Source organism: Gemmobacter sp. 24YEA27, assembly GCF_030052995.1.
Classification (GTDB): Bacteria; Pseudomonadota; Alphaproteobacteria; order Rhodobacterales; family Rhodobacteraceae; genus Pseudogemmobacter.
The window spans coordinates 23,715-49,589 of the sequence record NZ_JASJPW010000009.1 but is presented as its reverse complement, the minus strand read 5'-3'; the positions used below and the strand labels follow the sequence as shown (position 1 = coordinate 49,589).

General features: G+C 62.5%; 18 protein-coding genes. 7 read left to right on the top strand and 11 right to left on the bottom strand.

Translation table 11 applies throughout. The features are described 5' to 3' along the window. Positions 1-6: 6 nt before the first annotated feature. From QNO18_RS25905 to QNO18_RS25025, 6 genes are all read left to right on the top strand, one after another. Positions 7-135: a hypothetical protein gene (locus QNO18_RS25905; protein ID WP_349293955.1), complete on the top strand. Its 129-nt coding sequence runs from the start codon at positions 7-9 to the stop codon at positions 133-135. Then, positions 123-731 carry an ABC transporter permease subunit gene (locus QNO18_RS25045; RefSeq protein ID WP_349293954.1) on the top strand — a complete coding sequence of 203 codons (609 nt, stop codon included), beginning with the start codon at positions 123-125 and terminating at the stop codon, positions 729-731. The genes QNO18_RS25905 and QNO18_RS25045 overlap by 13 nt, the downstream gene beginning before the upstream one ends. After that, positions 728-1,036, top strand: coding sequence for a hypothetical protein (locus QNO18_RS25040; RefSeq protein ID WP_283180159.1), 309 nt, complete (start codon positions 728-730; stop codon positions 1,034-1,036). The genes QNO18_RS25045 and QNO18_RS25040 overlap by 4 nt, the downstream gene beginning before the upstream one ends. After that, positions 1,036-1,530: an ABC transporter permease subunit gene (locus tag QNO18_RS25035; RefSeq protein ID WP_283180158.1), complete on the top strand. Its 495-nt coding sequence runs from the start codon at positions 1,036-1,038 to the stop codon at positions 1,528-1,530. Before QNO18_RS25040 ends, QNO18_RS25035 begins: the two co-directional genes overlap by 1 nt. Positions 1,531-1,611: 81 nt before the next feature. Then, on the top strand, positions 1,612-2,382 hold the full coding sequence (locus QNO18_RS25030) for a transporter substrate-binding domain-containing protein (protein ID WP_283180157.1): 771 nt from the start codon (positions 1,612-1,614) through the stop codon (positions 2,380-2,382). A gap of 327 nt (positions 2,383-2,709) precedes the next feature. Then, positions 2,710-3,503, top strand: a protein-coding gene (locus tag QNO18_RS25025; RefSeq protein WP_283180156.1) for an IS5 family transposase whose coding sequence is annotated in 2 segments (ribosomal slippage) — positions 2,710-3,067 and positions 3,067-3,503 — 795 coding nt in all. Because the reading frame shifts where the segments join, the coding sequence is not laid out codon by codon here. An 89-nt stretch (positions 3,504-3,592) separates the two neighbouring features. On the opposite strand, the gene QNO18_RS25020 is transcribed toward QNO18_RS25025, so the two are convergent. Further along, positions 3,593-5,665, bottom strand: coding sequence for a sensor histidine kinase (locus QNO18_RS25020; protein WP_283180155.1), 2,073 nt, complete (start codon positions 5,663-5,665; stop codon positions 3,593-3,595). A gap of 100 nt (positions 5,666-5,765) precedes the next feature. Here QNO18_RS25020 and QNO18_RS25015 point away from each other — a divergent pair, with 100 nt between their 5' ends. Continuing rightward, positions 5,766-6,548 carry a response regulator transcription factor gene (locus QNO18_RS25015; RefSeq protein ID WP_283180154.1) on the top strand — a complete coding sequence of 261 codons (783 nt, stop codon included), beginning with the start codon at positions 5,766-5,768 and terminating at the stop codon, positions 6,546-6,548. A gap of 294 nt (positions 6,549-6,842) precedes the next feature. On the opposite strand, the gene QNO18_RS25010 is transcribed toward QNO18_RS25015, so the two are convergent. The 10 genes from QNO18_RS25010 to QNO18_RS24965 form a co-directional block, all read right to left on the bottom strand. Next, a complete protein-coding gene (locus QNO18_RS25010) occupies positions 6,843-7,061 on the bottom strand; it encodes a hypothetical protein (protein WP_283180153.1) in 219 nt (72 codons plus the stop codon). A 262-nt stretch (positions 7,062-7,323) separates the two neighbouring features. After that, positions 7,324-8,424, bottom strand: coding sequence for a BamA/TamA family outer membrane protein (locus QNO18_RS25005; RefSeq protein WP_283180152.1), 1,101 nt, complete (start codon positions 8,422-8,424; stop codon positions 7,324-7,326). After that, entirely contained in the window at positions 8,421-9,269 is an 849-nt protein-coding gene (locus QNO18_RS25000) for an efflux RND transporter periplasmic adaptor subunit (protein ID WP_283180151.1), read from the bottom strand. The genes QNO18_RS25005 and QNO18_RS25000 overlap by 4 nt, the downstream gene beginning before the upstream one ends. Next, on the bottom strand, positions 9,256-10,740 hold the full coding sequence (locus QNO18_RS24995; RefSeq protein WP_283180150.1) for a TolC family protein: 1,485 nt from the start codon (positions 10,738-10,740) through the stop codon (positions 9,256-9,258). Before QNO18_RS24995 ends, QNO18_RS25000 begins: the two co-directional genes overlap by 14 nt. A gap of 28 nt (positions 10,741-10,768) precedes the next feature. Then, positions 10,769-12,772, bottom strand: coding sequence for a site-2 protease family protein (locus QNO18_RS24990; protein WP_283180149.1), 2,004 nt, complete (start codon positions 12,770-12,772; stop codon positions 10,769-10,771). Then, positions 12,745-14,241 carry a hypothetical protein gene (locus QNO18_RS24985; protein WP_283180148.1) on the bottom strand — a complete coding sequence of 499 codons (1,497 nt, stop codon included), beginning with the start codon at positions 14,239-14,241 and terminating at the stop codon, positions 12,745-12,747. The genes QNO18_RS24990 and QNO18_RS24985 overlap by 28 nt, the downstream gene beginning before the upstream one ends. 121 nt (positions 14,242-14,362) lie before the next feature. Then, positions 14,363-14,671 (bottom strand): DUF3467 domain-containing protein, encoded by a 309-nt coding sequence (locus tag QNO18_RS24980; protein WP_143040590.1) that lies wholly within the window; start codon positions 14,669-14,671, stop codon positions 14,363-14,365. Positions 14,672-14,690: 19 nt separating this feature from the next. Next, on the bottom strand, positions 14,691-19,406 hold the full coding sequence (locus QNO18_RS24975) for a calcium-binding protein (RefSeq protein WP_283180147.1): 4,716 nt from the start codon (positions 19,404-19,406) through the stop codon (positions 14,691-14,693). Positions 19,407-19,546: 140 nt separating this feature from the next. Next, positions 19,547-22,732, bottom strand: coding sequence for a hypothetical protein (locus QNO18_RS24970; protein WP_283180146.1), 3,186 nt, complete (start codon positions 22,730-22,732; stop codon positions 19,547-19,549). After that, complete coding sequence (locus tag QNO18_RS24965) at positions 22,672-25,587, bottom strand: hypothetical protein (protein ID WP_283180145.1); 2,916 nt, start codon at positions 25,585-25,587, stop codon at positions 22,672-22,674. Before QNO18_RS24965 ends, QNO18_RS24970 begins: the two co-directional genes overlap by 61 nt. Positions 25,588-25,875: the final 288 nt, after the last annotated feature.

The window sequence follows — 25,875 nt, the reverse complement described above, 5'->3', positions numbered from 1 at the left end:
GGGCTGATGGATCTTCTGAATATCACCGACTGGAGCCTTCTCGCCTGGGACTCACCCGGCTGGGGCGGCGCACTGCTCTGGGGTGCGCTCAAGACCGTACAGATCGCCCTGGGGGGTATCTTTTGGGCCAGCTGATCGGCATTGGCGGCGCAATGGGCAAGGTCTACGGACCGCCCTGGCTGAAAGAATTGCTGGCCATCTACACAACTCTGATCAGGGCCGTGCCGGAGCTGATCCTGATCCTGATCCTCTTTTATGCGGGGACGGCGGGTCTGAACGCCCTGGCTGGCCACTTTGGCCTTGGCCCGATCAACGTCAATGGCGCCATGGCAGGCGTGATGGTGATCGCAACCGTGCAAGGCGCCTATAGCACCGAGGTGATCAGGGGAGCGATCCAGGCCATTCCAACCGGCTGTCACGAGGCCGCCTCGGCCTATGGTATGGCGAAATGGACGGCCTTCCGTCGCGTGACGCTGCCCCTTCTGGTGCCACGTGCCCTGCCAGGACTTTCAAACCTTTGGGTCATTGCCACCAAAGAGACCGCGCTCCTGTCGGTGGTCGGCTTTTCGGAACTTGCTCTGGTGGCCAAACAAGCGGCGGGCAGCACCAAACATTACATGACCTTCTTTCTTGCGGCCTCGGCCCTCTATCTGACGATCACGCTGATTTCGCGGCTCGTCTTCAATCAGCTTGAGGCGCGCTACAGCCGCGGCACGGTGAAACACAGATGAGCGAGCTTGCCTTTTCATCCGCGCGCGGGTTGCGTGCCGCTTTGCCCCTTTACCGCGTCATCTATATCGCGATCGGGCTGGCCATTCTTTACGCGATTGTGACGGGACTGCAGTGGGACTGGCTGCCCCAATATCTGCCAAAGTTCTGGAACGGTTTCAAAATCACCATTGCGATCTGGGCCGCATCGGTTGTGTTCGGCTTCCTGCTGGCGCTGCCACTGGGTCTGGCGCAGGTGGTGTCACGCGGACCGCTGCGCTGGCTTTCCGTCGCCTATTGCACGACCTTCCGGGGACGCCGCTCCTGATGCAGCTCTGGCTGTTCTATTTCGGCGTCGGCGCGATGATCACCCAAATCCCGGGCATCCGTGAAACCATTTTCTGGCCCCATGTGCGCGAGGCCAGGCCTTTTGCGGTTCTGGCCCTGTCGCTGAACTACGCTGCCTATTCGGGCGAGATCATGCGCGGTGCTTTTGCCGGAGTCGGCCGCGGTGAAATCGAGGCGGGCCAGGCCTTCGGCATGTCAAAGGCCAGGATCTTTCGCCGTATCTGGCTGCCGCTGGCCCTGCGCCAGGCCCTCCCCACCCTCGCGGGCGAGACGGTTTTGCAGCTGAAGGCAATTCCCCTGATCGCCACCGTCACGGTGCCCGAGATGTATGCGATTGTTGTCCAGGCGCGCCACGACACTTTGCTGACCTATGAGCCTTTGTTGTTCATCGCCGGCATCTATCTGGTTCTGACCTTCCTGGTCGTGCAGGCGCTCGGCATCGTCGAGAGGCGTTTCAACCTGGCGAAAAGGTGAGGGCGGGCATGTTCCTCTGCGCAATTGCTGGAGCTTAAACGGTTTTAACAAGAAACGAACGACCAACATGGAGAAACACCAATGAAAAAAACGGCACTTACCCTTGCCGCGATGCTGGCCTTTGCCGCGCCGGCTATGGCCCAGCAGCTGAAAGTCGGGATGGATTCCGCCCCCTATAAACCCATGAGCTGGCAGGAAGCGGACGGCTCCTTTCATGGGTTTGAGGTTGAGTTGGTAACAGCGGTCTGTGCCGCTGCCGCACTGGATTGCGTCATTGAGCCGGTGGCCTGGAATGGCATCATTCCCGCGCTGGAAACCAAAAAGATCGATATGATCATCGCCTCGATGAGCATCACGCCGAAGCGGCTGGAAGTGGTTGACTTCTCAGACCCCTATTATTCCTCCAACGCGATCTATATCGGCCAGAAGGATATGAAGTTTGATCCGAATGATGCCGATATCATGAAAAGCACCCTGCTGGGCGTGCAGACTGGCAGCGCTCATGAGGAATATCTGAATCGCAAATTTGATGGCCAGGCTGAGATCAAGGTCTATCAGGCGCAGGATGAATTGCTGGCCGATCTGGTCGCCGGGCGTGTCGATGTCGTCCTCGCGGGCCGGATGGGCTCGCTCGCCTTTCTCGGCTCAGCTGATGGGGCCGGTTTCAAAGCTCTCGCAGTGGTTGAAGATGAGACCTATCCGCCGCTGAGCATCGGTGCTGCCTTCCGTAAAGGCGACGAGAATATCGAAAAATTCAACACCGGGCTCAAAGCCATTCTCGACAATGGCACCTATGATGAGATTGCCGACAAATATTTCGATTTCGACATCTACGGCAAACCGCGCGGCTGAACGACGGATGCAGGACAGAAAGGCAAAAGGCTCGCAGAAATGCGGGCTTTTTCATGGATGTGCTGCAACACTCACGGCTCCTGTGATCGGGTTGAAGGCTACCAGCCAAGGCACGCGACGAGGCGCGCAGCTGCATGTTCCATCCAAAGCAGAGTTCGGAAAGGCTGGAGGACGGGTCGTTGACCGTGCGGTTCCGCGCCGGAGGGCGGGAGGAGATGGAATGGTATCTCGACCGCTGGCGTGACCGGGTCGAGGAGGTTGCCAGGGTCAGGACCCATTGAATATCGCCTTGTTCGATGATTCAGGAGGCGCCAGGAGGCCCTTCTGATGAGCAATCTTTTCTGGCTGACAGACGCGCAGATGGCGCGGCTTGAGCCGTTCTTTCCCAACAGCCATGGTAAGCCGCGCGTAGATGATCGCCGTGTGCTGAGTGGCATAATCTTTATCAATCGCAATGGCTTGCGCTGGTGTGACGCACCCCGTGAATACGGCCCGCCCAAGACCCTCTACAACCGATGGAATCACTGGAGCCGGATGGGTGTGTTCACCCGTTTCATGACCGGCCTGGCCGCCGAGGCTGCTGACGAGAAGACGATTATGATCGAAGTGAGCAGGCGAACGCCATGCGTTCGAGTGAGCCTGCGCAAGTATCTGAAAGCGCATCGCACGGCCTCCAGCCTGCGGTTAAAAAAGGGGGGCGCGGCAGGCTGATCGGGCGCACGAAGGGTGGGATGAACACGAAGCTTCATGCCTTCGCCGATGCTCAGGGCCGCCCGATCAGCATGTTCATCACCGCAGGCCCCGTCAACGACTATACCGGAGCCGCTGCCATGCTGCGCAGCCTGCCGCAGGCAGAGTGGATGCTGGCTGACCGGGGATATGATGCTGACTGGTTCAGAGATGCGTTAAAAGACAAAGGGATAAAGGCATGCATCCCCGGCAGGAAGGGCAGAAAGAAAGCCATCGGGGACGACAAACGCCGCTATAAACGCCGCAACCGCATTGAGATCATGTTCGGCAGGCTCAAGGATTGGCGGCGGGTTGCGACAAGAGAAGCCAGGTGCCCCATCGTCTTTCTCTCGGCCATAGCACTCGCCGCAACCGTCCTCTTCTGGCTCTAAAGTCAATGAGTCTGGAGCCTGGATGGGAAGCCAGCCGAATACCCCATCTGTACACCTACAATGCGCAAGAATTTCCCCAAAGCTCCGGCTCAGACTGACGGCGCCTGTGGCAGGCGGAAGCTTATGGTCGTGCCGGTTCCCACCTTACTCTCTGCCGTGACTGTGCCGGAGTGGGATGCGATGATCCGGTCGACCAGGAACAGTCCAAGGCCGGAGCCTTCGATATTTATCGCGCTGCCGCCACGATAGCCGTTTCCAAAAATTCTGGAAATCTCGTCTTCGGGTATTCCGATGCCTTTGTCTTTGATACTGATGACGATTTCATCGCCCTCCAGTCTGGTCGTCAGCGCTATTTCAGAGCTGCGTTCATCTGAGGCATATTTGGTGGAATTTTCAATCACGCTGACGAGGGCTATTTCGAACATTTCCAGATCGGCCATGATAAGGGCATCTTCTGTATCTGTGTCTACAATCAGTTCCAACTGCGCATTTGGCATCAGTTCCATCGCGCGGCCGGTGCCGGCGGCGATCAGATTTCTGACAGAATGTGCTTCGAGCTCTGCCTGGAAAGACGCGCCCTGGACGCGACTTCGGACAAGGTTCACCTCAAGAATATCGACAAGCCGGGATATGGCGCGACGCACGCGGGTTATACGTTCTTTGTTGATATCATCCTCAGTGGGAAGCGAGATACCGATCGCGTCTACTGTTGCACGGATGACTGCCAGAGGGGTACGATACTGATGCGATACCGCCTCAAAAAAACTGATCTTCTGGCGCTGGCTTTCCAGTTCCGCCTGCAGAGCCTCCTCCGCCACTCGCTTTGCGGAGGCAAGCTCTTCTGTCCGTTCCTCGACCAGATCTGCCGCCTTCTTCTCAGCCGTTTTCGCGGTTTCCAGCTCGCGCTGTCGGATCATGCGGTTGCGGGATTCCATATCGCGCATCCGCACCGCCATTGCGCCGGTCAACAGCAGCATCTGGCCGAGAACGGCAATTCCATAGGCGTGCATAACGAAATTCGGCAGCAAAGGCGCGCCTAATCTTTGCATCAGCGCCATTGAAACGCCTATCCCGGTCAGAGAATAGGCGGTGGCCCGCATCTTGCCGGCAAAACCATCTTCGTTACGATAGTAGATTGCCACGCACATATTCAGGATGGCGATTGCCAAGGCAGCGAGCGATCCGATCGGACCAAAGACGAGGTTCATACCGAGTGCCGAGAATAAACCTCCGACCAGACCAAGCATCGCCGGAATGGCATAGGCGATGCGCAGAAAAATACTCTTCCGCATAATATCCATAATACTTATGCAGGACACCACGCTGATCGTCATCCCGATCCAGGCATTGAATCCGATGAAGAAATCATTGGCACGGCCGTTCCCCGGGAAGAGATAGACCCGGCTGATCCCGAGATTGCCGAAATATATCATCGAGACGCCGAATGTCGCCATCGCCAGCCAGAAATATTGCGGCTTGCGATCATAATAAAGAAATACGAACTGGATCATCACCATGATCGCCATGCCGCCAAACCACAGCCCGTAGATCAGGGCCGATGTGGTGACGAAAATGATATGATTCTGCTCAGGGTGAAGTCGCAGATCGACCTGGGTGGAGGAATTGCGGTTTTCAATGCGGATCAGTACCACCGTCGCGCGATCCGGCTTCAGATCAAGTCGGACCGCATCCATCAGGCCGGAAATCCCGTCCTCCTGGATCGGACGATGATCGCCGCCTTTCCACAGCGCGAAATCGGTGGCGCGCAGGCCGCCGCGCTCTTCGGCAATGTAGAAATCCACCAGATCGAGATAGTTCGGCTGCAGGCTCAGCACCGCACGTTTGCGCTCTTTCGCAGTGATCTCCAGCCTGAGCCAGATCGCGTCGCTGGTATAGCCGAAGCTTGCGGTGGGCTTTGTCGGGACGAAGCTGTCCTGGCGCTCCAGCACGTCGGTCAGGCTCAGCTGACCGGTGCTGTCGCGCAGCATGGCGACGCGGCCCTCCAGCGAGAGCGGCGCGCCCGGAACCATGTCGGCACCGGCGGTGCCTGCAGATACAAAGATTAAAAAGATCACCAGAACGGTGCCTAACCACCTACCGGCACAGGCCCGGAATGTGTTAACAGACCCAGACCATTCCATGTGCTTCAGTGAGGCTGCCATTCTGCGGCCAGGTGCTTTCCTTTTCCCCACGCCCCGAACCGCACGTTTCCCGCCCCGTCCCGCAGACGGGTCTGAGACATATGAATGAGGCCTGCTCCTGATGCCAAGAAACCCCGACTCTCCGCGGCAGAGGGTAGTTCTCGTAGAGGACAATGAGGATCTCCGGCGTGGCCTGGCAGAGTATCTGAGCCTCTGCAATTTCGTGGTGGATGAGGCGGCAACGGGGGCGGCCTTCTTCGCGGCCCTGCAGCAAAATCGTTATGACGTGGTCATTCTGGACGTCAACCTGCCTGATGTCAGCGGCTTTGATCTGGCGCGGTTCATGGCCGCAAAAGGCGATGCCGGCATTATCGTGCTGACCGCGCGGGGCAGCCGGCAGGACCGCGTCAGGGGCTATGAGACCGGGGCCGATCTTTATCTGACGAAGCCGGTCGACAGTGAGGAACTGGCGCTGGCGGCGTGGAATCTGGGGCTGCGGGTGCGCCGGATGCGCGGAGTGACGAGCCAGCCACAGGACAGGTCTGAGACGGTTCCCCCGCTGCCCTATACCGCCCCCGAGCCCGCCTTGCCTGCGGCGAAGACCGGCGGCTGGGTACTGGACCGGGCGCGTCAGGCGCTGCATTGCCCAAATGGCGCGACGCTGGCGGTCTCCGGCAAGGAGTCACTCCTGCTGGAGCAGATGGCGGGACAGGTCGGCAAGATTATCAGCCGCAACAGCCTGCAAAGCATCTATGAGGAGGATTTCGTGCCGGTCGAAAGCCGCAAACTTGATGTGGCGATCAGCCGGCTGCGGATCAAAATCAGATCGGCGGGCACGGAACTGCCGGTCCAGATCATTCGCGGCGGGGGTATTCGTCTGCTTGAGCCTATCATCATCACCTGAGCCGGATTTCCGGTGTCATGCCCTCGCTTCAGGAAGGGCCTGACACCGGGATGCCTCAGACCACCAGAAGCATCAGTGACCCTAGCAGTGCGGCCGTCACCAGAAGCCCGGTGCCGATCCAGACCCAGCCTCTGTTGCGCAACGGCGTCGGGGCCCAGCAGAGGCCGCAATGCACGGACAAAAAGCGGACTTTATGCCCGCAATGACATGTGAAAAATCGCCTGGTCATTCTTGTGTCCATGATAGGGCCGCCGCCTGAAGCGCTTCCCCTGCTTCAGGCGAAGCCCGATTTCGTCAGCGTGATACAGCCAAAGGCGAAAAGCCCGGTCGCTGACGCGAGGGCGGCGGCGGCTTTGCCATGTTGCTTACATATTGCAGATCGCTTTTCAGCGTCGCCAAGAGCAAAAACAAAGCGTCATCGCCCGGACCAGAAGCCGGGCCCGGAGTGCTGGCGTAATGCTCCAGCCAGTCCAGGATCCGCTCTGCCAGCTCTGTCGATGATTCAGTTTTCATGATGGCTCTCCGCGTGCTCGGATCAGACCGTGCAGGCAGTGGCTGCATCTGTTCCTGTTTTCTGTCGGAACCCGACACCACTCACAAAAGCTGCAATGATTTATTTTATAGAGTTTCAGGGAAAACCGGGCAATTGTCATAAAGTAACGTAATGAAACACCGGGCAACAGCACGTGTTTGAAAGTGATGCGGGCGGGTAACAGTCGGGCCGGCTCGGCAGTGCCGCCCGGAACCGGTGGCTCCGGGCGGCCGGATGCGCCGGTCAGAAGCTGGAGATAAGGTTCAGTGAGACCCGGTTCAGGCTGTCATGTTCCCGGTGCGACAGCGGCGCGGCGAAGCTGACATTCACGATGCCAAGCCCCGTCTTCCAGTAAAGCGACAGGCCGGCAGCGCTGCGCAGGTCATAGCTGTCATCCACCGGGCCGCCTGCACCGACCGGCGCACCGTCGAGCTTCCAGACGCTGCCGGCATCGACAAAGGCCCCCATCATAAAGCGCTCGGAAATATCGCGGCGCAGCTCGACACTGGCGAGGACATAGCGGCTGCCGCCAAGCGCAGTGTCGGTCACATCCGCAAGGTAATCGCGCGGGCCGACGCCGCCGATACCAAAGCCGCGTGGTGCCTTGCCGCCAAGGAAGGCGCGGTCATGGATCGAGAGGCTCTGCCCGTCCCGCGCCTCGATGGCGCCCCCGCCCAGACGCAGACTCAGCGCCCAGTCGGGTGTCAGTCTGCGGGCTATCACCGCATTCATCTCCAGCGAGTCAAAATGACGGTCGCCCGCGAAAGCATTGGTCCAGGTCAGGTCGAGCATCTGGCCATGGCCCGGCAACTGGCGGTGGTCGATCTCACCGAAGCTCAGCGTCAGCTCGATCCCGGCAGTGTCGGAATGGCCCTGTTCGGAGAGGATCAGGGGCGAAGTGTCGATCTTGATATCGTTGATGGAATCTTCCTGCCAGAACACGCCGCCCTGCACCCGGATCTGCCGTGCAACCCGCGCCGAGACCGCCAGCCCGAGGCGTGAGCGCGCGGTGGCATAGCCGTCATCATCCCAGTTGCTGCGGCTGTGCAGCCCGGACAGGATCAGCCGCGTGTCAGTGCCCAGCCTTGTGTCGCCCATCTGATGGACATAGCGCAGCCGCAGCCGGCCATCCTGCCCCTTCTCACCCTCGCGGTATTCAAGGCCGAGATCGATGCCGCTCTGAAGGATGTTCTCGCCCTCCAGCCCGATGCTGACAATCGCCCCCCTGGTCGAGGACCAGGCCGCCCCGGCGGACACTTCTGCCCCGCCGCCGGTCTGCTGCGCCGCCGCCGGCGCGGCCAGCGCAAGAAGGGCCGCGAGAGATGAAAGGATGTGGCGGCTCATAGCTTCGCTCCTTCACCGCCGGGCGGCGGAGTGATGATCTGACAATCCAGCCCCGGCAGCAGATCCGGGGCCGTCAGCGTGAAAAAGACCGAGATGGTGCCCGAGGAAATATCGGCCATCGGCGCGGCATAATCGAAATCGAGCGGGCGTTCGGTGCCGCCGATCCGGGCGCGGAAGCTGGTCCTGGCAAGAAACGCCGGCACCTCGGACGACGGCACCCAGGCTTCAACCCGGAGCGGATCGGTGACCGTGATCACCGCAATCGGCTGCTGACTGTCGGGCGCCTCCCCGGCATCGATCAGCATCTCACCCACGGTGCCGGCAACCGGGCTGCGGATCACGGCTTTCTCGACGCCAACCCGTACCCGCGCGGCTTCCAGCCCGGCGAAACGCAGCTCCGCCTCGGCGCGCAGCAGCTCGCCTTTCGCCAGATCGAGGTCGAGGCGCGCGGTTTCCACTTCCGCCTCCGAGACCGCCCGGCTGCGCAGCGCCTTTTCCAGTCGCGCCAGGCGTGAGGTCAGCGCCGCGATCCGCGCCGTCGCACTGTCGCGCGCCGCGGTGTCACTGGCCCGCGCCTCGGCCAGTGCAAGTTCCGCCTCGGCCAGCTGGGAATCGAAGCGCGCAAGCACCTCGCCCTCAGCCACTTTCTGGCCCGGCCGCACCGCCACGCTGGCGATCACGCCCGAGACCGGCGCCGCCACCCTGACCTCGCGCAAAGCGCGAACCGCGCAGGAGACCGGCATCGGCGCAAGGCCGGGTGCCAGGTCCTGCGCCTGCGCCGGGGCAAGACCCGGCAGCAGCGCGCAGACGATGCCGAGCGGCAGCAGAGGTTTAGCGCAGAACATTCTTATTCATCGCTCCGGTCAGGTGCTGCAGCTTGACCCAGGCGCGCAGATATTCGATGCGCTGCACTTCCAGCTCCATCTTCATCTCGCTGGACTGCCGCTCACGCGCCGCCAGGATCAGCTCATTCGACTCGCCGGTCGCCACGCGGTCACGCTCGGTCTTCGCATTGGCATTGGCGTTGGAGGCCGCCTGCGACAACCGCCCGATCGAGGCCGAAAGCTGCTTCATCCGCTCCAGCACCATCACCGTCTCGGTATCGACCTGGCGGCGCGAGGCGTGGAAATCGACGATGGCGGCGCGCAGATCGACATTGGCATCCAGCGTGCGCAGCCCATCGCCGCGCGCGTTGAAGATCGGCAACGTGACGCGGACGCCGGTGGTGGTTTCCTCGGTTTCCGAACCACCGCCAAAGCGGCTGCCTTCCCGCGTCTCGGTCTCCATCGTCATGAACAGATCGACCACCGGGCCGAAATCGGCGGCAATCGCCTGTTTGCGCGCCAGATCCGCCTGCACCACACCAATCGCGATGCTCAGAAGCTCCGGGTTGTTCTTGCGCGCAGCTTCTTTAGCGGCTTCGGCGGTGACATTGCGCTCGCTGCCCATGATCGAGCCCGGCACATCGACTTTCTGCACATCCGAAATCGCAGTGCCGGTCAGCCAGGACAGGCGGCTCAGCGCCTCGGCATAGCGGGTGGTCTCGATGGCGAGATCGCTTTCGGCGCGGGCCTGTTCAGTCAGGATCGCCCGGCGCGAGGTGTCATTCGCCAGACCCGCATCGGTCAGCACGCTTTCGGCGCTGGACTGCCGCCGCAGGCTTTCGGCGCGCGCCTTCAGCTCGGTGATCTTGGCCTTGCTCTGGCTCGCGACCAGATAGGCGTCGAAGGTCTCGAACAGCACCTTTTGCGCGGTGGCGATATAGCTGACCTCGGCGGCGGTGCGGGCGGTGGAGCCCAGTTTGATGCCATAGATCCGGCTCATATCGATCAGCGGCTGGCGCATTTCGACATACATCGTGGTCACCGGGTAATTCGCGGTGCCAAGCTCAAACACCTGGTTATCCGAAGACACCACCGTCGTATCGACGGTCGTGGAGGTGTAGTTCAGGCTCAGCTGCGGGAGATAGCCGAAGATCGCCCGCATCCGCTGCGCATCGGCGCGGTTGATGTCCTGGGCGGCACGACCAAGGTCGGAGTTATGCTCCAGCGCCGCCTCAAGCAGCGTGTTCAGCGGCACAGCACCCGCGTTCATGGTGGCGTCGCCGCCAAGCGCCTCATTCAGCCCGGCGATGGAATTGGCGCGGGCCATAGCCTTGTCAAAGGCACCCTCGGCCTTTTCGCGCTTTTTACCATCGACGCCATTGGTGACCAGCCCGTCCAGCCGCTCCGGCGTGGCCTTGTTCGACATGCCATCGCAGGCCGCAAGCCCGAAACCTGCCACCAGTGCCAGCAGCGAAATCGCTCCCTTGTTCATGATCTTACCCTCTGATCCTTTCGGGGGACTACTGCCCACCATTGTTCTCAAGCCGTTGTTGCCGCTCGGCAATTTCGGCATTCCTGAATTGTGTGATCTTGTCCGCGACCCAAAGCGCGCCGTGGCGCCAGACCGGGATCGTCTCGAACGAAAGCCGCAGTTGCGCCGCGCCCCCCTCAAGGCCCGAGGCGATGACCGGCGCGGTCAGGCGCAGGGTGAAGTTGCGGCCATCCTGCTGGCCGGGCTGCCCCTCCTGGCGCGGTTCTTCGGCCAGATGCAGCATGGCCGGGTCCAGCGGCAGATAATGGCCATCCAGACGCAGCGTCGCGCGGCTCAGGCCCCGCTCAAAATGCTGGACCAGCCGCTCGGGCACCGCGCCGACCATCACGACCTCTGCCGTATCGGGCAAAAGCCGTCCGATCACGGTGCCGGCGGGCAGGAACTCGCCCGGCCGCAGCCTGCGTGTCAGGGCGAAGCGGCCGGCCAGGGTCGCGGTCAGGGTCAGTGCGGCGCGCTCGGCCTCGACCAGGTGATACTGCGCCTCGGCGGCGATCACCTGATCCTCGCCCCGCCGCAGTCCAGCAGCCCCGCTGGCGGTGCCGATCTGGCGGGCAAGCCCGGCCTCGGCCACGCCAAGTGCGGCGAGCGAAACCCGCGCCTCGCTTGCGGGGTTTGAAAGCGTCAGCAGCACCGTGCCGGCCGCGACATGGCCATCCTCGGCCACGGTTTCACGCACGAAACCCGGCTGTTTCACGGTGACCGCATAGCGCCCCAATGCATCCGGCGCGACCTCTATCACCGCCACCGGGGCCACCGGGATGAACAGCGCGCCGGTCAGCAAAAGCCCCGCGCCGGTCGCCATAATCCGACGACGGCGCCCGCCCGACTGCGGTGCGACATTGGCTGGGGGCGGCGTGTTCAGCCGGTTCAGCGTCGGCGCCACCAGCATCAGCCAGCCGCCCCAGGCACCAACCAGCAGGCCAAGCCCCAGATAGCGCGGCAGCAGGTTCCACACGAGCGTCAGCAGGATCACCCAGCGATAAATCATCGAGGCGAGGCCATACCCCGCCAGCGCCAGCTCATGCCGCATGGGAAAGCGTTGTGGCGTCGCCGCCATCCCCAGACCCGACCACCAGAGCCGCCGCAGCGCCGTGGTGGCATCGGTGCCAAGGTTCCGGTGATTCAGCAGATCCGCCAGAATGAAATAGCCATCCATCCGCATCAGCGGATTGGCGTTGAACAGAAGCGAGCTGAACACCGAGAAGACGAAGGCGCGGCCCAGCACCTGGCGCAGTTCATCGCTCCAGACCAGGTGCCAGGCGATGAACAGCAAGAGGCCCACGCAAAGATCGGTCAGGATCCCCGCGCCCGAGATCAGAATGCGCTGGCGGCGGCTGGCGGTCAGATCCGCCTCGGAACAATCGACATAGGGGATCGGGTAAAGCCCGATCACATTCACCCCGGCCTTGCGCAGCCGTACGCCGCAGGCAGTAGCAGCAAGGATATGGCCGAATTCATGGATCAGCTTCAGGAAGGGCGCGACAAGGCCGAAGGTCAGCAGCGCCTCGATCGAAAACACCTCGCGGAACTCGACCATGATCTTCCAGTCGTTCCGGCTGCCCAGCATCAGAACGATCAGCGCCAGCACGGCCAGCATCAGGATGCCCGGCAGGCCAAAGGCCAGCCGCGACAGGTGGAGAAGGCGTGGTTGCAGCGGTGCGGCCTCGAATAAAGGCAGCTGCATCTGCATCGGGTTGAAGGGTTTGCGCTGGAACCGCGCGCCCTCGCGCATCTGTCTGAGCCAGGACAAGGCGGTGAAGCCGTGCTTTGCCTCCTCCTGCCCGAGCCCTTCGCGCGCCGCCGCATCGCCGAGCGCAGCATTGGCAAAACGGCGATAGCCTGCCGCTGCCGCCCGGCTCAGGCGCAGGATCTGACCGCTGACGCGGTCCACCAACAGATAGCTGAACCCCCGCCCCTCGGCCGAGAGATGCAGCTCCACCTGCTTCACAAGCGCAGGCCGAGGTAGGTCCATAGCGTGGTCCTTGCATATTCGGTCAGGTAATGGGTCAGGCCCAGGATGCGGGGGGTGGTCTCTCCTTCAAGGCGGGCATAGCCAGTCAACCCGGCAAGCAGGCGGTCATCGCCCGGGTCAATGCGGGCGATCAGTTCCAGATGATCGGTGCCGGTCTGGCTGTTCCTGACCAGTGCCGGGGGCGAGATTACCGTCACGCGGTATTCCGCATCGCTGAGGCCGCGAAACATCGCGCTGCCCTTCATGCCGGTTGTCAGTCGGCGCGCATCGCCGGTTGAGGGCGTCAGCACCATCACGAAATCAGACCCGGTCTGGATCTGCGCCACCTCACGCCCGGTGGTGAAGCTGCCGCCGGTCGCATGGGGCGGCAAAGCCGAGATCACCCGCCCCGCCGCCGGCGCCAGGATCACCAGCTGATCAATCCGCCGCTGCACCTCGGCCAGCCGCGCCTCGGCGATCTGGCGGCGGCTTTCATGCAACCGCACCGCGCCGTAATCATTCTTCGCCATCGCGGCCTGGGCGTTCAGCTCCTCGACCGAGATGTTCAGCCGCTCCTGCGCCGCCTGTTCCGAGAGGGTGGTGGAGCGGAAGCGGGCCATCGGCTGGCCCTCTCCCACCTGATCGCCCACGCGGACCAGCATCTCCTCCAGCACGGCATCGCTCGACAGCGCAGCGATGACCGAATGCTCGGGCGTCGCGACCCCGGTCAGGGTGATCCTCTCCGGCACCGGCCAGGCAAGGAACAGCGCGAGCAGTGCCGCCGCCGCCCAGCCGAGCGGCTTCATCCAGCGCCAGCGCGCGGATTTTGCCTGCAGCCGCAGCGGGTGGATCAGCTGCATCAGCGCCGGGATCGCGGGCGCCATGCCCTGATCGGCGCTTTCCGTATCAAACAGCACCGCGCCATAGCCGCCCGGCTGTGCCGGGGGCAGCAGGGTCAGGCTTTTACGGCCCAGCCGTTCCAGGATCAGCCCGGCCTCAAGCGCCCCCTGCGCGTCCGTCCCCAGATCGAAGTGCAGGGGGTTGTTGTCCGCGACGCCGATGGCGCGGGGCAAAAGGTTTCGGATCAGATCCGAGGCCGCCGCAATGCCGCTGTCCGAGGCCCAGATCTTCGCGACCCGCTCGCCTTTCAGGGTGAAGATCGCGAGGCCAGAGCCTTCGCCCGCCTCGACCAGCCGCTCGCCAAGGAACTGCACCACACTCTCGGCGCGACGGACCGGCGCTTTCAGTGCCAGCGCGAGCGCCGCCAGTTCCGGGCCCTTTTGCGCGACGGGGCGCGCCTGCGACGCGCCATACCCCGCCAGCCCGCCCGAGATCGCCTGGGCGCGCGCCAGCATCGGCCCGATCCCGGCCAGGGCCGGCACGCTCTCCAGCACCCAGATGCACCAATGCGCGCCCGGCAGCGGCACAGAGATCACCATGCCGCGCCCGTGTTTGCGCGCCGCAGGGCGCTCCTGAAGCAGATCAACCATAAGCGCGCGCTCCTCCGGCGAGGGGGCTCGCCGAAGATGCGCAGGACATGGCGTCCCGCACCGGTCACGAAGACAGATGTGGCCTGATCAAGCAAAACTGCGGTCTTTCAGGAAGTTATGGTCAGATGTCGATCTTGCCGAACTGATCTTCATAGGCCTTGATCGAGCCGGTCAGGATCGCGGCGAAGCGCTTGGCCGCATAGGGGTTCAGCACGACGCGGGTCGACAGGTTCACGTCGATTTCCTTGTTGTCGCCGGCATTGCCGCGCCAGTTCTGATGCGTGCCGAGCAGCAGATAGAACTCTTCGCGATTGGCGGTGGCGGTGCCGATATTGGCGTAGACGCTTTCCATTTTGTCGTCATGCCAATGGATGGTCATGCCGTTCATCGAGGTGGTGTGTTTGCCTTTGGTGGCCGGGGTATCGGTCATTTTTCTTTCCTTTTTTGTCTTATTCAGCGGCCAGCGGGCGATCACCCGTCACGGCCTCCGCATTGGTGGCGCGCATTTGCAGCACCTGGGCAAGACGCCCGATCAGGATCTCCAGCATCACCGGATCAGTATCGCCCGACAGCAGCCCCGCCTCGATCAGCGTGGCCAGCATGCTTTCGGCCAAGAGGTCGGACCCCGCCCCCATCGCGATCAGCTGCGCCAGCGCGCGCAACACGTCGGGATCGTCCAGCATGTCGATGCTGCGCCGCCAGAGATCGGGGTCCAGCGCATAGCGCGACAGACCCGGGAAGGGCACAACCTTGCCGAGCGGGCTTTCCAGCACCGCCTCCAGCGGGTTGCCGATCGCCGCATTCTGCTGCGCGTTCGACACCACATCCACCGCACCCCGCCCCGCGAAGTTCGAGGTGTAGAGGTAGCGCTGATCCTTCTCGGCCCGGTCGACAAAGCCCGAGGGCAGCCAGGCGCGGAACAGGCCAGCATAGCCATCCGAGAAGATCGCATCCTCGGCGGTGTTGCCGTAGAACATATCCGGGCCAAGGCCACCGATCATCACATCATGACCGCCCTCGCCGTAGATATGGTCGTAACCGCCGGTCTCGAAGGCGAAATTGGTGTCGATGGTCAGCCATTCCATCAGCCCGCCCGCAGCCGCATCTTCCCAGCGGCGGGTGATGATCGCAGTATCGCCGATCAGCAGATCCTGGCCATCGCCGCCGTAAAGCGTATCGGCCCCGAAGCCAGCCACGACAATGTCATTGCCGGTGCCGCCATAGATCAGATCATCGCCGCCCACATCGATCCGGGTTGATTCCAACCGGATCATCCGGTCCGCCGCCGACTGGCCCGGCAGGCGCAGATCGGGATGCGAGAACAGGAAGGTCGCGATATCGCCGAGGATCACATCATCGCCGCCGCCCGCCTCGATCGTGTCATTCCCGGCCTGACCCAGCAGGATGTCATCGCCCTTGTCGGAGGCATCGGTATGGATGAAATCATTGCCGCCCCGGGTGACATCGGTCATCTCAAGGGTGACGATATCGGTCGCATTGGTGAAGGTGACCTCACCGCTGTCGCCGAAGATCACATCCTCGCCTGTGCCGCCATACAGGCTGTCATCGCCCTGGCCGCCGATCAGGATGTCATTACCCGCGCCGCCATAGATCAGGTCGCGGCCTTCTTCTTCACCGACCAGCGAGGTGATGCGGCCAGCTTTGCCGTTCAGCGGCGCCGCATAGCGCCCGTTGTCACCAAGGATGACATCATTGCCTGCCCCGCCGTAAAGCGTGTCGTTGCCGAAGCCGCCCATGATCACATCCGCGCCCGAGCCAGTGGTGATGACGTCATTGCCACCACGATTGGCATAGGTGGTCTCCATCACGTCGCCCCCGAAATCGGAAAGCCCGATCCAGGACAGGGTGCCGGCATCGCCGATCACCCGGTTGCCGCCATTGCCCAGAGTGGCGCGGTCATCGCCGCCGCCCAGCACCGCCCTGTTGCGGCCATTGCCGCCGAACAGCGTGTCGGCGCCGTCGGTTGCGGTCCAGATCCCCTCGGCCGAGCTCGCGTCGATGCGGCCCAGATCGCCGATGATCACATTATGGCCTTCGCCCACGGTGATACGGTCATCGCCCAGACCTGCGATCATCCGGCTGTTGCCATTGCCGGTGACGATCACATCATTGCCGGTCGAGGTGCCGGTATCGACCAGCGTGGCCGTAACCGTGCCATCCTTGTCGCGCAAGAGATACATCACCCCGTCATCGGCCAGGATCGCATCATTGCCATCGCCCGAATAGATCGTGTCATCGCCGATCCCGGCGAGGATATAGTCATTGCCCGCGCCGGTGGTGATCAGATCGGCCCCGCCCATCGCATCGGTGCGGGTCTCGACCGAGGACACCGCCTCATTCAGACGGGTGCCGCGCACCACGCCGAAATCGCCGAGGATGATATTATCGCCCAGCGTGTCGGTGATGATGTCACCGCGCCCGCCGCCGATCAGGATGTCATTGCCCTCATTGCCGTTCAGATGGTCCACCCCGGCATTGGCCGAGCTGTCGAACTGCGTCTCGATATCCTCGGCCACGAGGTTCGCCGACAGCCGGATCTTCGCGAAATCGCCGATCAGCACATCGGCGCCGCGCCCGCCCGAAAGCGTGTCGTCGCCGCCCCCGCCCAGCAGGATGTCATCGCCATCGCCGCCATAGATCGCGTCATTGCCATCGGCCAGATCCTGGGTCGAGAGGTAGACGCTTTGGCCAAAGCCGGTGTTCTTGTTGTAGCTTTCGACCGAGATCGACGCGCCGGTTTTGGCCGAGGTGATCTCGAACCGCCCGCCGGTGATCAGATCGGTGCCGCGCCCGCCATAGAGCACGTCATTGCCGCCGCCGCCTTCGATCACGTCATTGCCAAGCTGGCCATAGACCGTATCGCTGCCGGCGCCGCCAATGATGATATCAGCGCCGTCTCTGCTGGCGAGCTGGTTGATCTTGGCCGCCTGCGGATTGCCGGTGGTGTCCAGCAGCCCGCTCTCGCCCGCCGCCTTGCCCCAGCCCCAGATCTCGGAGGCCGCCGCATCGGTGCGGATGATATCGGCGCCCGCCCCGCCCTCGACATAAGCCTGGGCCCCGGCGACGGTGACATCGTCATCGCCCGCCCCGGAATAGACCTTGACCACACCGCTGCTGCCCGCGCCTGCCTTGATCTTGTCGGCCCCTGCGCCGGTCATGATCAGCGCATTGCCGGCCCCGGCGGTGACGGTATCGGCAGCGGTGCTGGCCCTGGTCTGGGTGTAACGGGTGTAATCATCGAGGAAGGCCGCAAGCGTCACCTTCTTCGCCACCCCGTCCACATCGGTGATCGCGTAATTCACCTCGGCCCGGGCCGAGGTGTCGACCTGGCCATCCGCCGTGATGCCAAGGATCGCGGTCATCTCGGCCACCGACAGATCGGTGCTGGCAAAGCGCGCAAGGAAGATATCGCGCATGCCGTAATCGCCATCACCGAAGAAGACGACATTGCCGCCGGGAATGTCGATCACATCATTACCCGAGCCGCCGAAGATCACATAGGTGCCCGTCGCGCCCGAATTGGCGGTAACCTTGTTCTGACCATCGCCGAGGAAGACCACGATCAGCCCCTCATCAGGCAGCATCACCGTGTCATTGCCGCCATCGGCATAGATCACGATCGGAATATCGGTCGCCAGCTGCGACAGGTTGATGGTGTTGTTGCCCTCACCCGCCGGAATGATAATGCCGCCGACATTCTGGTTCATCGAACCGCCGAGGCTGCCCTGCTCGTTCGAGAGGCCGATCTGGATCGGCGAATGCGGCCCGGTCAGGGTGATGACGTCATTGCCATCCTTGTCCATCGTCGACATCGAATTGCCGATGTTCGAGCCGACGGCCAGCACAGCTGTGCCGCCATCCGCCACGGCGGGCGTCAGGCGCGGCGGCAGCTGGAAGCCACCGAATGGAATGGTAACATCGAAATCGACCACATCGATATCGAAGGTCAGATTGATGAAGCCCAGTTTGATCCCGGCCCAGACCGAGAGGTAGAAATTGACGTTGAAGCCACCCTCAAACAGATAGCCAAGAAACTTCGACGGGTTCTCGATCCCGGCATCGATGATCGCCAGCAGCTCAGGGAAGCGCAGCTTGCCATCGTCATTCGGGTCGTTGAAGCCCAGCCAGACGCTGGCGCCGCCGCCAACCTTGATCCCCGCAATGCCAAGGTTCAGCGAAGCCGCGACCTGGAAGCCCACATCGATGAAGGGTTTGGTGTCGAGGAAAACGCCGTCCAGCAGCCGGACCGGATCGAGCGTATTGACGAAATTGACGATGCCCGAGAGGTCATAGCCCGCCGAAAGACCGGCATAGGCATGCGCGCCGATCTCGAATTTCAGCGCGCCCGAGATGATCGATTTCACCCAGCCCGGCGCGCCGATCTCACCCAGGATCAGCTGCACAAAATCGGTCTTCGGCAGATTCAGGTTGAAGAGCGTGAAGTGGACCTTCACCAGATCGACCTGGTCGTATTTGCCCAGGAGGATGTTGATCGCGGAATAGGGGTCGCTCAGCAGCGGCAGTTCCAGCGCGAAACCGCTGGAAAGGCTGCCGAAAACGCCAAGCGCATTGCCACTGGTGCTGCCCGCCAGAACCGCGGTCGAGGAAGACGAGGCATCCATCACCATCGACGAACTGTCGATCTTGCCCGTTGCGTCGTCACCCACGAAGCTGCCGGTGAAATCGAAGGTGCCGAAGACGAATTCGCCACCGGAGGCATGCAGCGCTTCCACAAAATTCGCGATGTCCGAGATAGTCTTCAGAACCGAGTTCACCACGCCGAAGATCGGGAAATACTGCGACAGCGCATCGACGACGAAGCTGAACGGCACCTCCTGCATCCAGCTGAAAGCAGCGGCCAGCGGCTCGATAAAGGCCATCAGCGGGTCGAGGATCGGGCGGATCACCGCGTCGTAAAGCACGCTGGCGTCGATGCGCACATTCTCGAAAGCCACCGTCTCGAAGGTGAAGCCAGCGCCGGTGGTGGAATCATAGCCGCCCAGCACGATCAGCTCGGTCTTGACCGAGGGGATCACCTGATAGCCGCCGATCAGCAGTGGCTGGTTGCCGGATTTGGTGGGGTCGATGATGTTCGCGGTCAGGCCCAGCTGGATATCGACCGAGGCGTTGAAGACGAAATTCACCAGATTGGTGGTGGAAAGCCGGGTCAGATAGACCAGCTTTTCATAGCTGAGTTCCGCCCCGGTGCCGGTCAGCGGGGTAATGCCGCTCAGATCAATCGCAATCTCGCCCGCGCCTTCGGTGGCGTCACGGTCGATGATCGTCAGGCCTGATCGCCGTAAAGATCGACGCCGAGCGTGCCGGTGACAATCGCGGTGCCCTCGCCCGTGCCCTCACCGATATAGCTGCCATCCACCTTGGTGATCGCATCGACATCAAGGCCGAGAATGCCCATCAACTTGGCCGAACCCTGGAAGGTGCCGGCATCCGCCGTCACGCCGATGCGGATCTCCTGTTGATCGGTGTCGTTCAGCAGGAAGAAGCCGGTCTTGTTCAGGCCAAAGCCAAGGTTCACGCTGTAATCCAGCGTGATGCGGATGCCCGAGCCTTCCTTCACCGCCAGATCAAAGCCCGGCAGGCCAAGATCGAAGGCGATGTCGAGGAACTCGTCGAAGATCACCGCCGAGAAATTGATCGCGCCGTAAAGGTAGCTGTCGGTCATGCCGCCTTCGGTATCAAGGGCGGCCTGGATGAACTGAATCTTCTCGCCATTCGGGTTGAAGACCGCGTTCAGCTGATCGTTGAACCAGCCGGTCAGCAGGTCGATGGTGGTCGGCAGGCTGCCATCTTCCATCGGCGTATGGGCGATCTCGCGTGCCTCGGCCAGAATGCCATAGCGGAAATCGCTGAAGAAGGTGACGGCCGAGCCAATGGCATTGCCGACCACCGGCAGATCAATTCCCTTCAGATAGTCATCGAACAGTTGCTGCATGCGGTCGAGGATCATGTCCAGACCATCCAGCACCGCCGCCGGATCGTTCAGGAAGGCCAGGATGTTGAAATCCGACAGGAAGCTGGTGATGTCATCGATGGAGGGCAGGCGCAGATCGAATTCGCCCTCCAGATCATCGCCATTCCACAGATTGATCAGATCGCCGGAGAAGGCGTCCAGCACCTGGCCCGACAGCGAGACCAGGCCATTGGTCGTGACCAGATCGGCGCGGTAGGTCAGCCCATGTTCGTTGCTGTTGAGGAAACCAAGGCTGTCCTCGAATGCCAGATCGACCACGATCCCGATGGCCACGTCGATGTTGAACAGATCCAGCAGCGAGCGCCCGCCATCCATCACCAGCGCGGCCAGGTCGCCGAGGTTGTATTGCCCAACGTGTTCGTCGCCATCGATATCGTTGAAGCCAAGCGACAGATGCGCCGGGTCGGTGCTGCCCGCGCCCGCCGTCAGCAGCGCGGTCCCGTTGACGACGCCGATGGAGATCGGGCCGAAGCCGAGTTTCAGGTTCAGCCCATCCTCGGCACCAGCGGTGAATTCCAGCTTCAGCCCCGAGGCTTCGGTATCGAGATAGACGCGCGGCGCGCCGATTTCCTGCGATTGCAGCAGGGTTTTCGAAGTGACATCGCCCGAGATCACCTTGCCGATGCTGTCAAAGCCCAGCAGGCGGGCGGCGTTGGACCCGCCCAGCTCGAAAATCTCGAAGGTGACGGCATGGCCGCCATCGGTGCCAGACACGCCGAAGGTGATCGGACCGGCGCCGATGCTCTCGGCGAAATTGGTGCCGGTCAGGCGGATTTCGCCATCGACCAGTTCGGCCCGGACCAGCTGGCTGACCGCGATGGCCCAGCCGGAAACCGCGCGGCCGGAGACCTCGCTGCGCGCCACATCGGCGGCGGCAAGGGCAGCGTTCAGCGCGGTGACGAAGCCTTCAGCTGTGCGGCCTTCTTCGGCGGCGATGGTGATATCGACACCCGCGCCAAGCTTGCCTGCATCGGCGCCAAAGGCGATGTGGAAGCTGTAGCCGGCGGCGTAATCCTCAAACCCTTCGGCCAGTGCCAGAACGATCGCGCCGTCGGCCTCTGCTGCGACCGCAGTTTCTGCGCCGAACAGCGCATCGACATCATCGGCAAGGATGATGCCGGAATTGGCATCGGCCAGCGTGATCTTCCCGGTTTCAGCATCAAAGGTGAAGCTGACATTGGCGCCAATCGCGCCCTGCAGCTGCGTGTTGATCTTCGCGACCAGCTCTTCCAGCATGGCGGCACCGGCAATGTCGATATTGACGGTTTTTGCCGCGCCCGTGGTCACATCCTTCCAGCGGATGCGCAGATCATTCGCCCCTTCGGCGGATTCAACCAGCGCGCCGACCGTCGCCAGATCGGTCAGCAGCGTCTCGCCGCTTGCAGTGGGCGCGTCATTCAGCAACACCTGCGACAGGTCGATCCCGAAGGCGAAATTCATCGTCAGATCGGGGTCGAAGACCAGACGGCCATCGCCCTTCACATCGGCCAGATTGGTCAGGATCTTCGCGGCATCAGCGCCGACGATCGAGGCCAGCTGATCGCCGATCAGCGATTGCAAATCGAAGTTGAACGGCAGCGACTGCGCATAATCCTGCAGGAACGAGAAGCTGAGTCCGAAGCGCAGCGTTTTCGCATCCGCATCCCAGACGAGGCTGACGGTGTCCTGGCCGAAGACGCCTTCCAGCATGGTCTCCAGTTTTGCCAGACCCGATTGCGGGTTGTCGCGCAGCTCCTGCATCTCGGCGGCGAGATCTTTTGCGAAATCCACCGCATCGAGCACCGAGAGATTCAGCAGCGGGATATTCTGGTTCAGGAAGGGCAGCTTTTCCTTCAGCGTCTCGCCCGCAAGACTGACGAGGTTCAGGATGGTGCTGAAACTGTCGAGAATGTCGCCATCGCCCAGCGTCGCCAGCGAGTTGATCGCCTCGGTCCCGTCGCCGAGCAGGCGGTAGTTCAGGCTGTTAATCGGGCTGGCGAGATCGTCGATGGTCAGCGCGATGCCGTCGATCAGGCCCTCATTCAGCCCCTCGATGCCGATCACATTCAGCTTCACATCGCCAAGCTGCAGGTAGAATTGCGACAGGATCTCGCCTTCCGACAGCGTGTAGCCATCGGCATCGACATGGCGCAGATCGGCGCGGTCAGTGCTGGCCGCGCCATCCGCGTCCAGCGCGGCGCCCTTGCCATCGGTGACGATACCGCCCTGCAGATCGGCGCGGCCAATCAGCGTGTTCAGCCCGCGCGTGACGTTCAGATTGCCGTCGGCATCCTCATAAAGGAAGGCGTCGAGGATGTTCTGCAGCGTCACCCGGCTGGAGAAGCCGCCATCGCCCTGCCCCAGGATGCTGAAATCGAACTGGGTGTCGATTTCCAGGAAGTTCAGCGCGGAGTTTTGCGACCCGAAGGTCAGCGACATCAGGCCGAGATCGGCACTGCCGGTGATATTGCTGGCGCTGCCGGTGATCTGCGCCTGCAAGGCCAGATCGGCAAAGAAGATATTGTCGAGGAGCGCCGAGCCGATGGAGCTCTCGCCCCCTCCGCCTTGTCCAGCGCATGGCGCGCCTCGATGGCATTCGCACCCTCACCCGCCGCCACCACCATGGCCGAGGCGAAGCCGATCAGGTCAATCCCCACCGCCGCGTCGAAACTGGCCGACAGCGCCGCCTGCACGCGTGCGGCAAGCGACAGGTTCGACAGTCCGTCGAGGCCGAGATTTGCCAGCGAGAAATTGCCCTCGATTTCGGCATTCACCGTCACCTCGGGGAAGGTGAACATCAGAGCGCCGTCGGCGGTCAGCCGCAGCTCGGCACCGGCCAGTGTCTCGGTCTGCGCCAGTTGCAGATTGACCCATTCCATCAGCGAGGCGAGGTCAAAGGCCCGCGTCATCTGTTCGGGATCAGCGCCGAAGGTGATCGAGGTGCCCGAAGGCCCCACAGCGGCGAAGCTGAAGCCGCCATCCACCAGCGTGACCTCCAGCGGCAGCGCGTTCAGCGCCAGCGCGGCCTCAAACGCCGCCAGCATGCCGGTCAGGTTCGGCGCGCCATCCGCATCATACCAGCCATTCGCCGGTTTCAGCACCTGGACCGGGATCGTTTTGCCATCGACCACGGCGGTGAAGATCAGCTTCTCCACACCGATCATGGTTTCGGCAAAATCTGCGCCAGGGGTGAAGGTCAGCCCCTGGGCATCCACCAGGCGCAGACCGAGGATTTCCTCCTCGCCATCGGCATAGACCCCGGCTGCACCGGCCAGCTGATCTTCGGCAAAACCGAGATCGGTGAAATCGAACTCCGTCGCCTGACCATTGGTGCGCCGCGCGCCCAGGAGCGCCAGCGCATTGGCGGCGGGCTGACCATTCGCGGTGGTAATGCGCAGGTCCTGGCCGCTGGCGGTGACGGCAAAGCCATAGGCGGCCAGCGCGGTGTTCATCAGCGAGGCCAGAGCTGCGGTCTTCGCCGCAGCCGTCGCCGTGGGATCGGCCAGGACGGCATTGCCGGTCAGGCTGACCGTCACCGTCTCGCGCCCGGTCTCGGTCACGACAACAAAGGTGATCTGATCGAGACCGCTCAGCACTGTGGGGTCGAAACCAGCGGTCAGTTCGGTCACCGCCGTCGCAATCACCGCGACCGAGCTGGCCTTCGGATCAAAGCCCAGCCCCGCCGGATCAATATGGAACAGATCGCTGATCGAGGTGAAGGCATCGGCGATCTCAGCCAGCACCGACGACAGCTCGATACTGGTAAAGGGGATTTCGACATTCAGGAGCGAGTTCTGCAAAAGGCCGGCAATTACATCGCCGATATCGGAGAGGAAGGAGGAAATCTGCGCCATCCCCATCGCGGCCAGTCCCTCGATCGCGCCTTCCAGCGTCTCGCGCAGGCCCTCATCTGCCACAGATCCCGACAGATCGACATCAAAGCCGATCCGGGCATCCGACAGGAAGCGCGACAGCCGGTCGGCAATCCCCGCATCTCCCATGCCCGCTCCAAGAAGCGCCGAGGACAAGGTCATGTTGATTGCGAAAGGCATCCCCGCGCCATCCGGCCCGTCAACCAGCCCGAAGAGATCAAGCCCGCCCTTCAGCTGCAGGGCGGCGAGGGTGTAGATCTCCCCCTCGGTTACTTCGGTGTAATCCGCAGCCCCGATCTCGCGGATTTCGGTGGTGATGCCGAGCCCGGTATCGGTATCAAGCCGCTCAACCGTGATCCCCGCCGCGCCGATGGTCAGGCCCCAGCCGAGATCGGCATCCACATCATAGCTTACCGAGACGCGGAACTCAGCCAGTGCAATCGCGTCGATCCCCAGCGACAGGAGGCCAAGGCTGACCGTCTCATTCCAGCCCGAAACATCCAGCAGCCCGCCGAACTGTGCCAGCGGGTCAAAGTCGAGATTGTCGACATGCAGGCGGATCTGGGTGCCGCCCTCGACCGCCGCAATCTCGCCGCCCAGCTGGAAGCGGAACTGCGTCGCATCGCTTTCAATCGCCAGATCGAAGGGCAGCGCGGCAGAACCGAACGCCCATTCGGCAAGTGCGTCAAAGTTGAAATCGAACTGCGGCAGGTTGATCGCCACATCGACGCGGGTCGGGTCCAGCACGTTTTGCGTAAAGCTGACAAGGGTCTGGCCGCCGATGGTGATATCGTACAGCTCAATGCTGAAAAGCCCGTTCAGCGCGGCGGCGTAATAGTCATCGGTGACCGAGGTGATGGTGGCATGCAGCCCCTCGGCGGTGAAACCGGCGCCAGGATTGCGCGACAGCAGGCTCTCGACCAGCGTGTCGATATTGGCGCCGACCGTATTGCCGGTGAAGGCTGCAAGATCGAAAGTCGCGCGGATGTCGTCCCCGGTGACAACCGATGCCCCCAGCTCAGCATTCAGCAGCCCGACCAGATCGGCAGCCGTATCGCCACCTGCCGTATCCGCGCCAAGCAGCCGCAGCGCAAGGGCAGAGCTGTCGCGCAACTCGGCCATCGTCGCACGCAGCCGGTCGGCAATGTCCTGGATCTGATCGGCACCGCCGACGCCGGCCTGGCTGCCGGCACCGCCCAGCACATCCAGCACGCCAAGCGCGGCACTGGCGAGGGTGTCGAATTGCGACAGAATATCATCAATGCCGGACAGCTGGTTTTCCAGCAGGTGGTGCACGCCCGATAGCAACTCCGCCAGGTCATCGGCGCCCGAAATATCCCAGCCCAGCGTCGCATCCATCAGAACACGCGGCTCCAGCGGCACAAAATCCGGGGTTACCAGCCCGGACGTTACCAGCTCTGGCCCAACCGGCCCGGCCGTTGCGGAAAGCTCATGAAACGAGGAAATCAGCTCACGGGTCATCAGCGTCTCCGAACCGGAAATTTGGGGGAATTTGGCACTGGAACCCGCTGGCAGAAGCCGCGTTAACGACTGCGCGAAGGCAGCAGGTATCTTTCGCAGGGAGCGGGCCACGCGATCAAGCGGGCAGAGGCAACCGTCCGAAACAGAACGTAACGCCCCGGAACATAATGCGTGTCACTGGCGACCCATTTGTTGCAGAAACGTTTCCGGGTTCGCTCCGGAGGTGCCACTGGAACCGCCGTTGACGCGGCTGGGTCCCTGAGCCCGGACCTCGCTGAGAGTCTGGCC

Bases quoted from the DNA above. Each gene is read 5' to 3' on its own strand.
- QNO18_RS25905 (WP_349293955.1), top strand. From the start codon at position 7: ATGGATCTTCTGAATATCACCGACTGGAGCCTTCTCGCCTGGGACTCA.
- QNO18_RS25040 (WP_283180159.1), top strand. From the start codon at position 728: ATGAGCGAGCTTGCCTTTTCATCCGCGCGCGGGTTGCGTGCCGCTTTG.
- QNO18_RS25035 (WP_283180158.1), top strand. From the start codon at position 1,036: ATGCAGCTCTGGCTGTTCTATTTCGGCGTCGGCGCGATGATCACCCAA.
- QNO18_RS25030 (WP_283180157.1), top strand. From the start codon at position 1,612: ATGAAAAAAACGGCACTTACCCTTGCCGCGATGCTGGCCTTTGCCGCG.
- QNO18_RS25020 (WP_283180155.1), bottom strand. From the start codon at position 5,665: ATGGCAGCCTCACTGAAGCACATGGAATGGTCTGGGTCTGTTAACACA.
- QNO18_RS25015 (WP_283180154.1), top strand. From the start codon at position 5,766: ATGCCAAGAAACCCCGACTCTCCGCGGCAGAGGGTAGTTCTCGTAGAG.
- QNO18_RS25010 (WP_283180153.1), bottom strand. From the start codon at position 7,061: ATGAAAACTGAATCATCGACAGAGCTGGCAGAGCGGATCCTGGACTGG.
- QNO18_RS25005 (WP_283180152.1), bottom strand. From the start codon at position 8,424: ATGAGCCGCCACATCCTTTCATCTCTCGCGGCCCTTCTTGCGCTGGCC.
- QNO18_RS25000 (WP_283180151.1), bottom strand. From the start codon at position 9,269: ATGTTCTGCGCTAAACCTCTGCTGCCGCTCGGCATCGTCTGCGCGCTG.
- QNO18_RS24995 (WP_283180150.1), bottom strand. From the start codon at position 10,740: ATGAACAAGGGAGCGATTTCGCTGCTGGCACTGGTGGCAGGTTTCGGG.
- QNO18_RS24990 (WP_283180149.1), bottom strand. From the start codon at position 12,772: ATGGACCTACCTCGGCCTGCGCTTGTGAAGCAGGTGGAGCTGCATCTC.
- QNO18_RS24985 (WP_283180148.1), bottom strand. From the start codon at position 14,241: ATGGTTGATCTGCTTCAGGAGCGCCCTGCGGCGCGCAAACACGGGCGC.
- QNO18_RS24980 (WP_143040590.1), bottom strand. From the start codon at position 14,671: ATGACCGATACCCCGGCCACCAAAGGCAAACACACCACCTCGATGAAC.
- QNO18_RS24965 (WP_283180145.1), bottom strand. From the start codon at position 25,587: ATGACCCGTGAGCTGATTTCCTCGTTTCATGAGCTTTCCGCAACGGCC.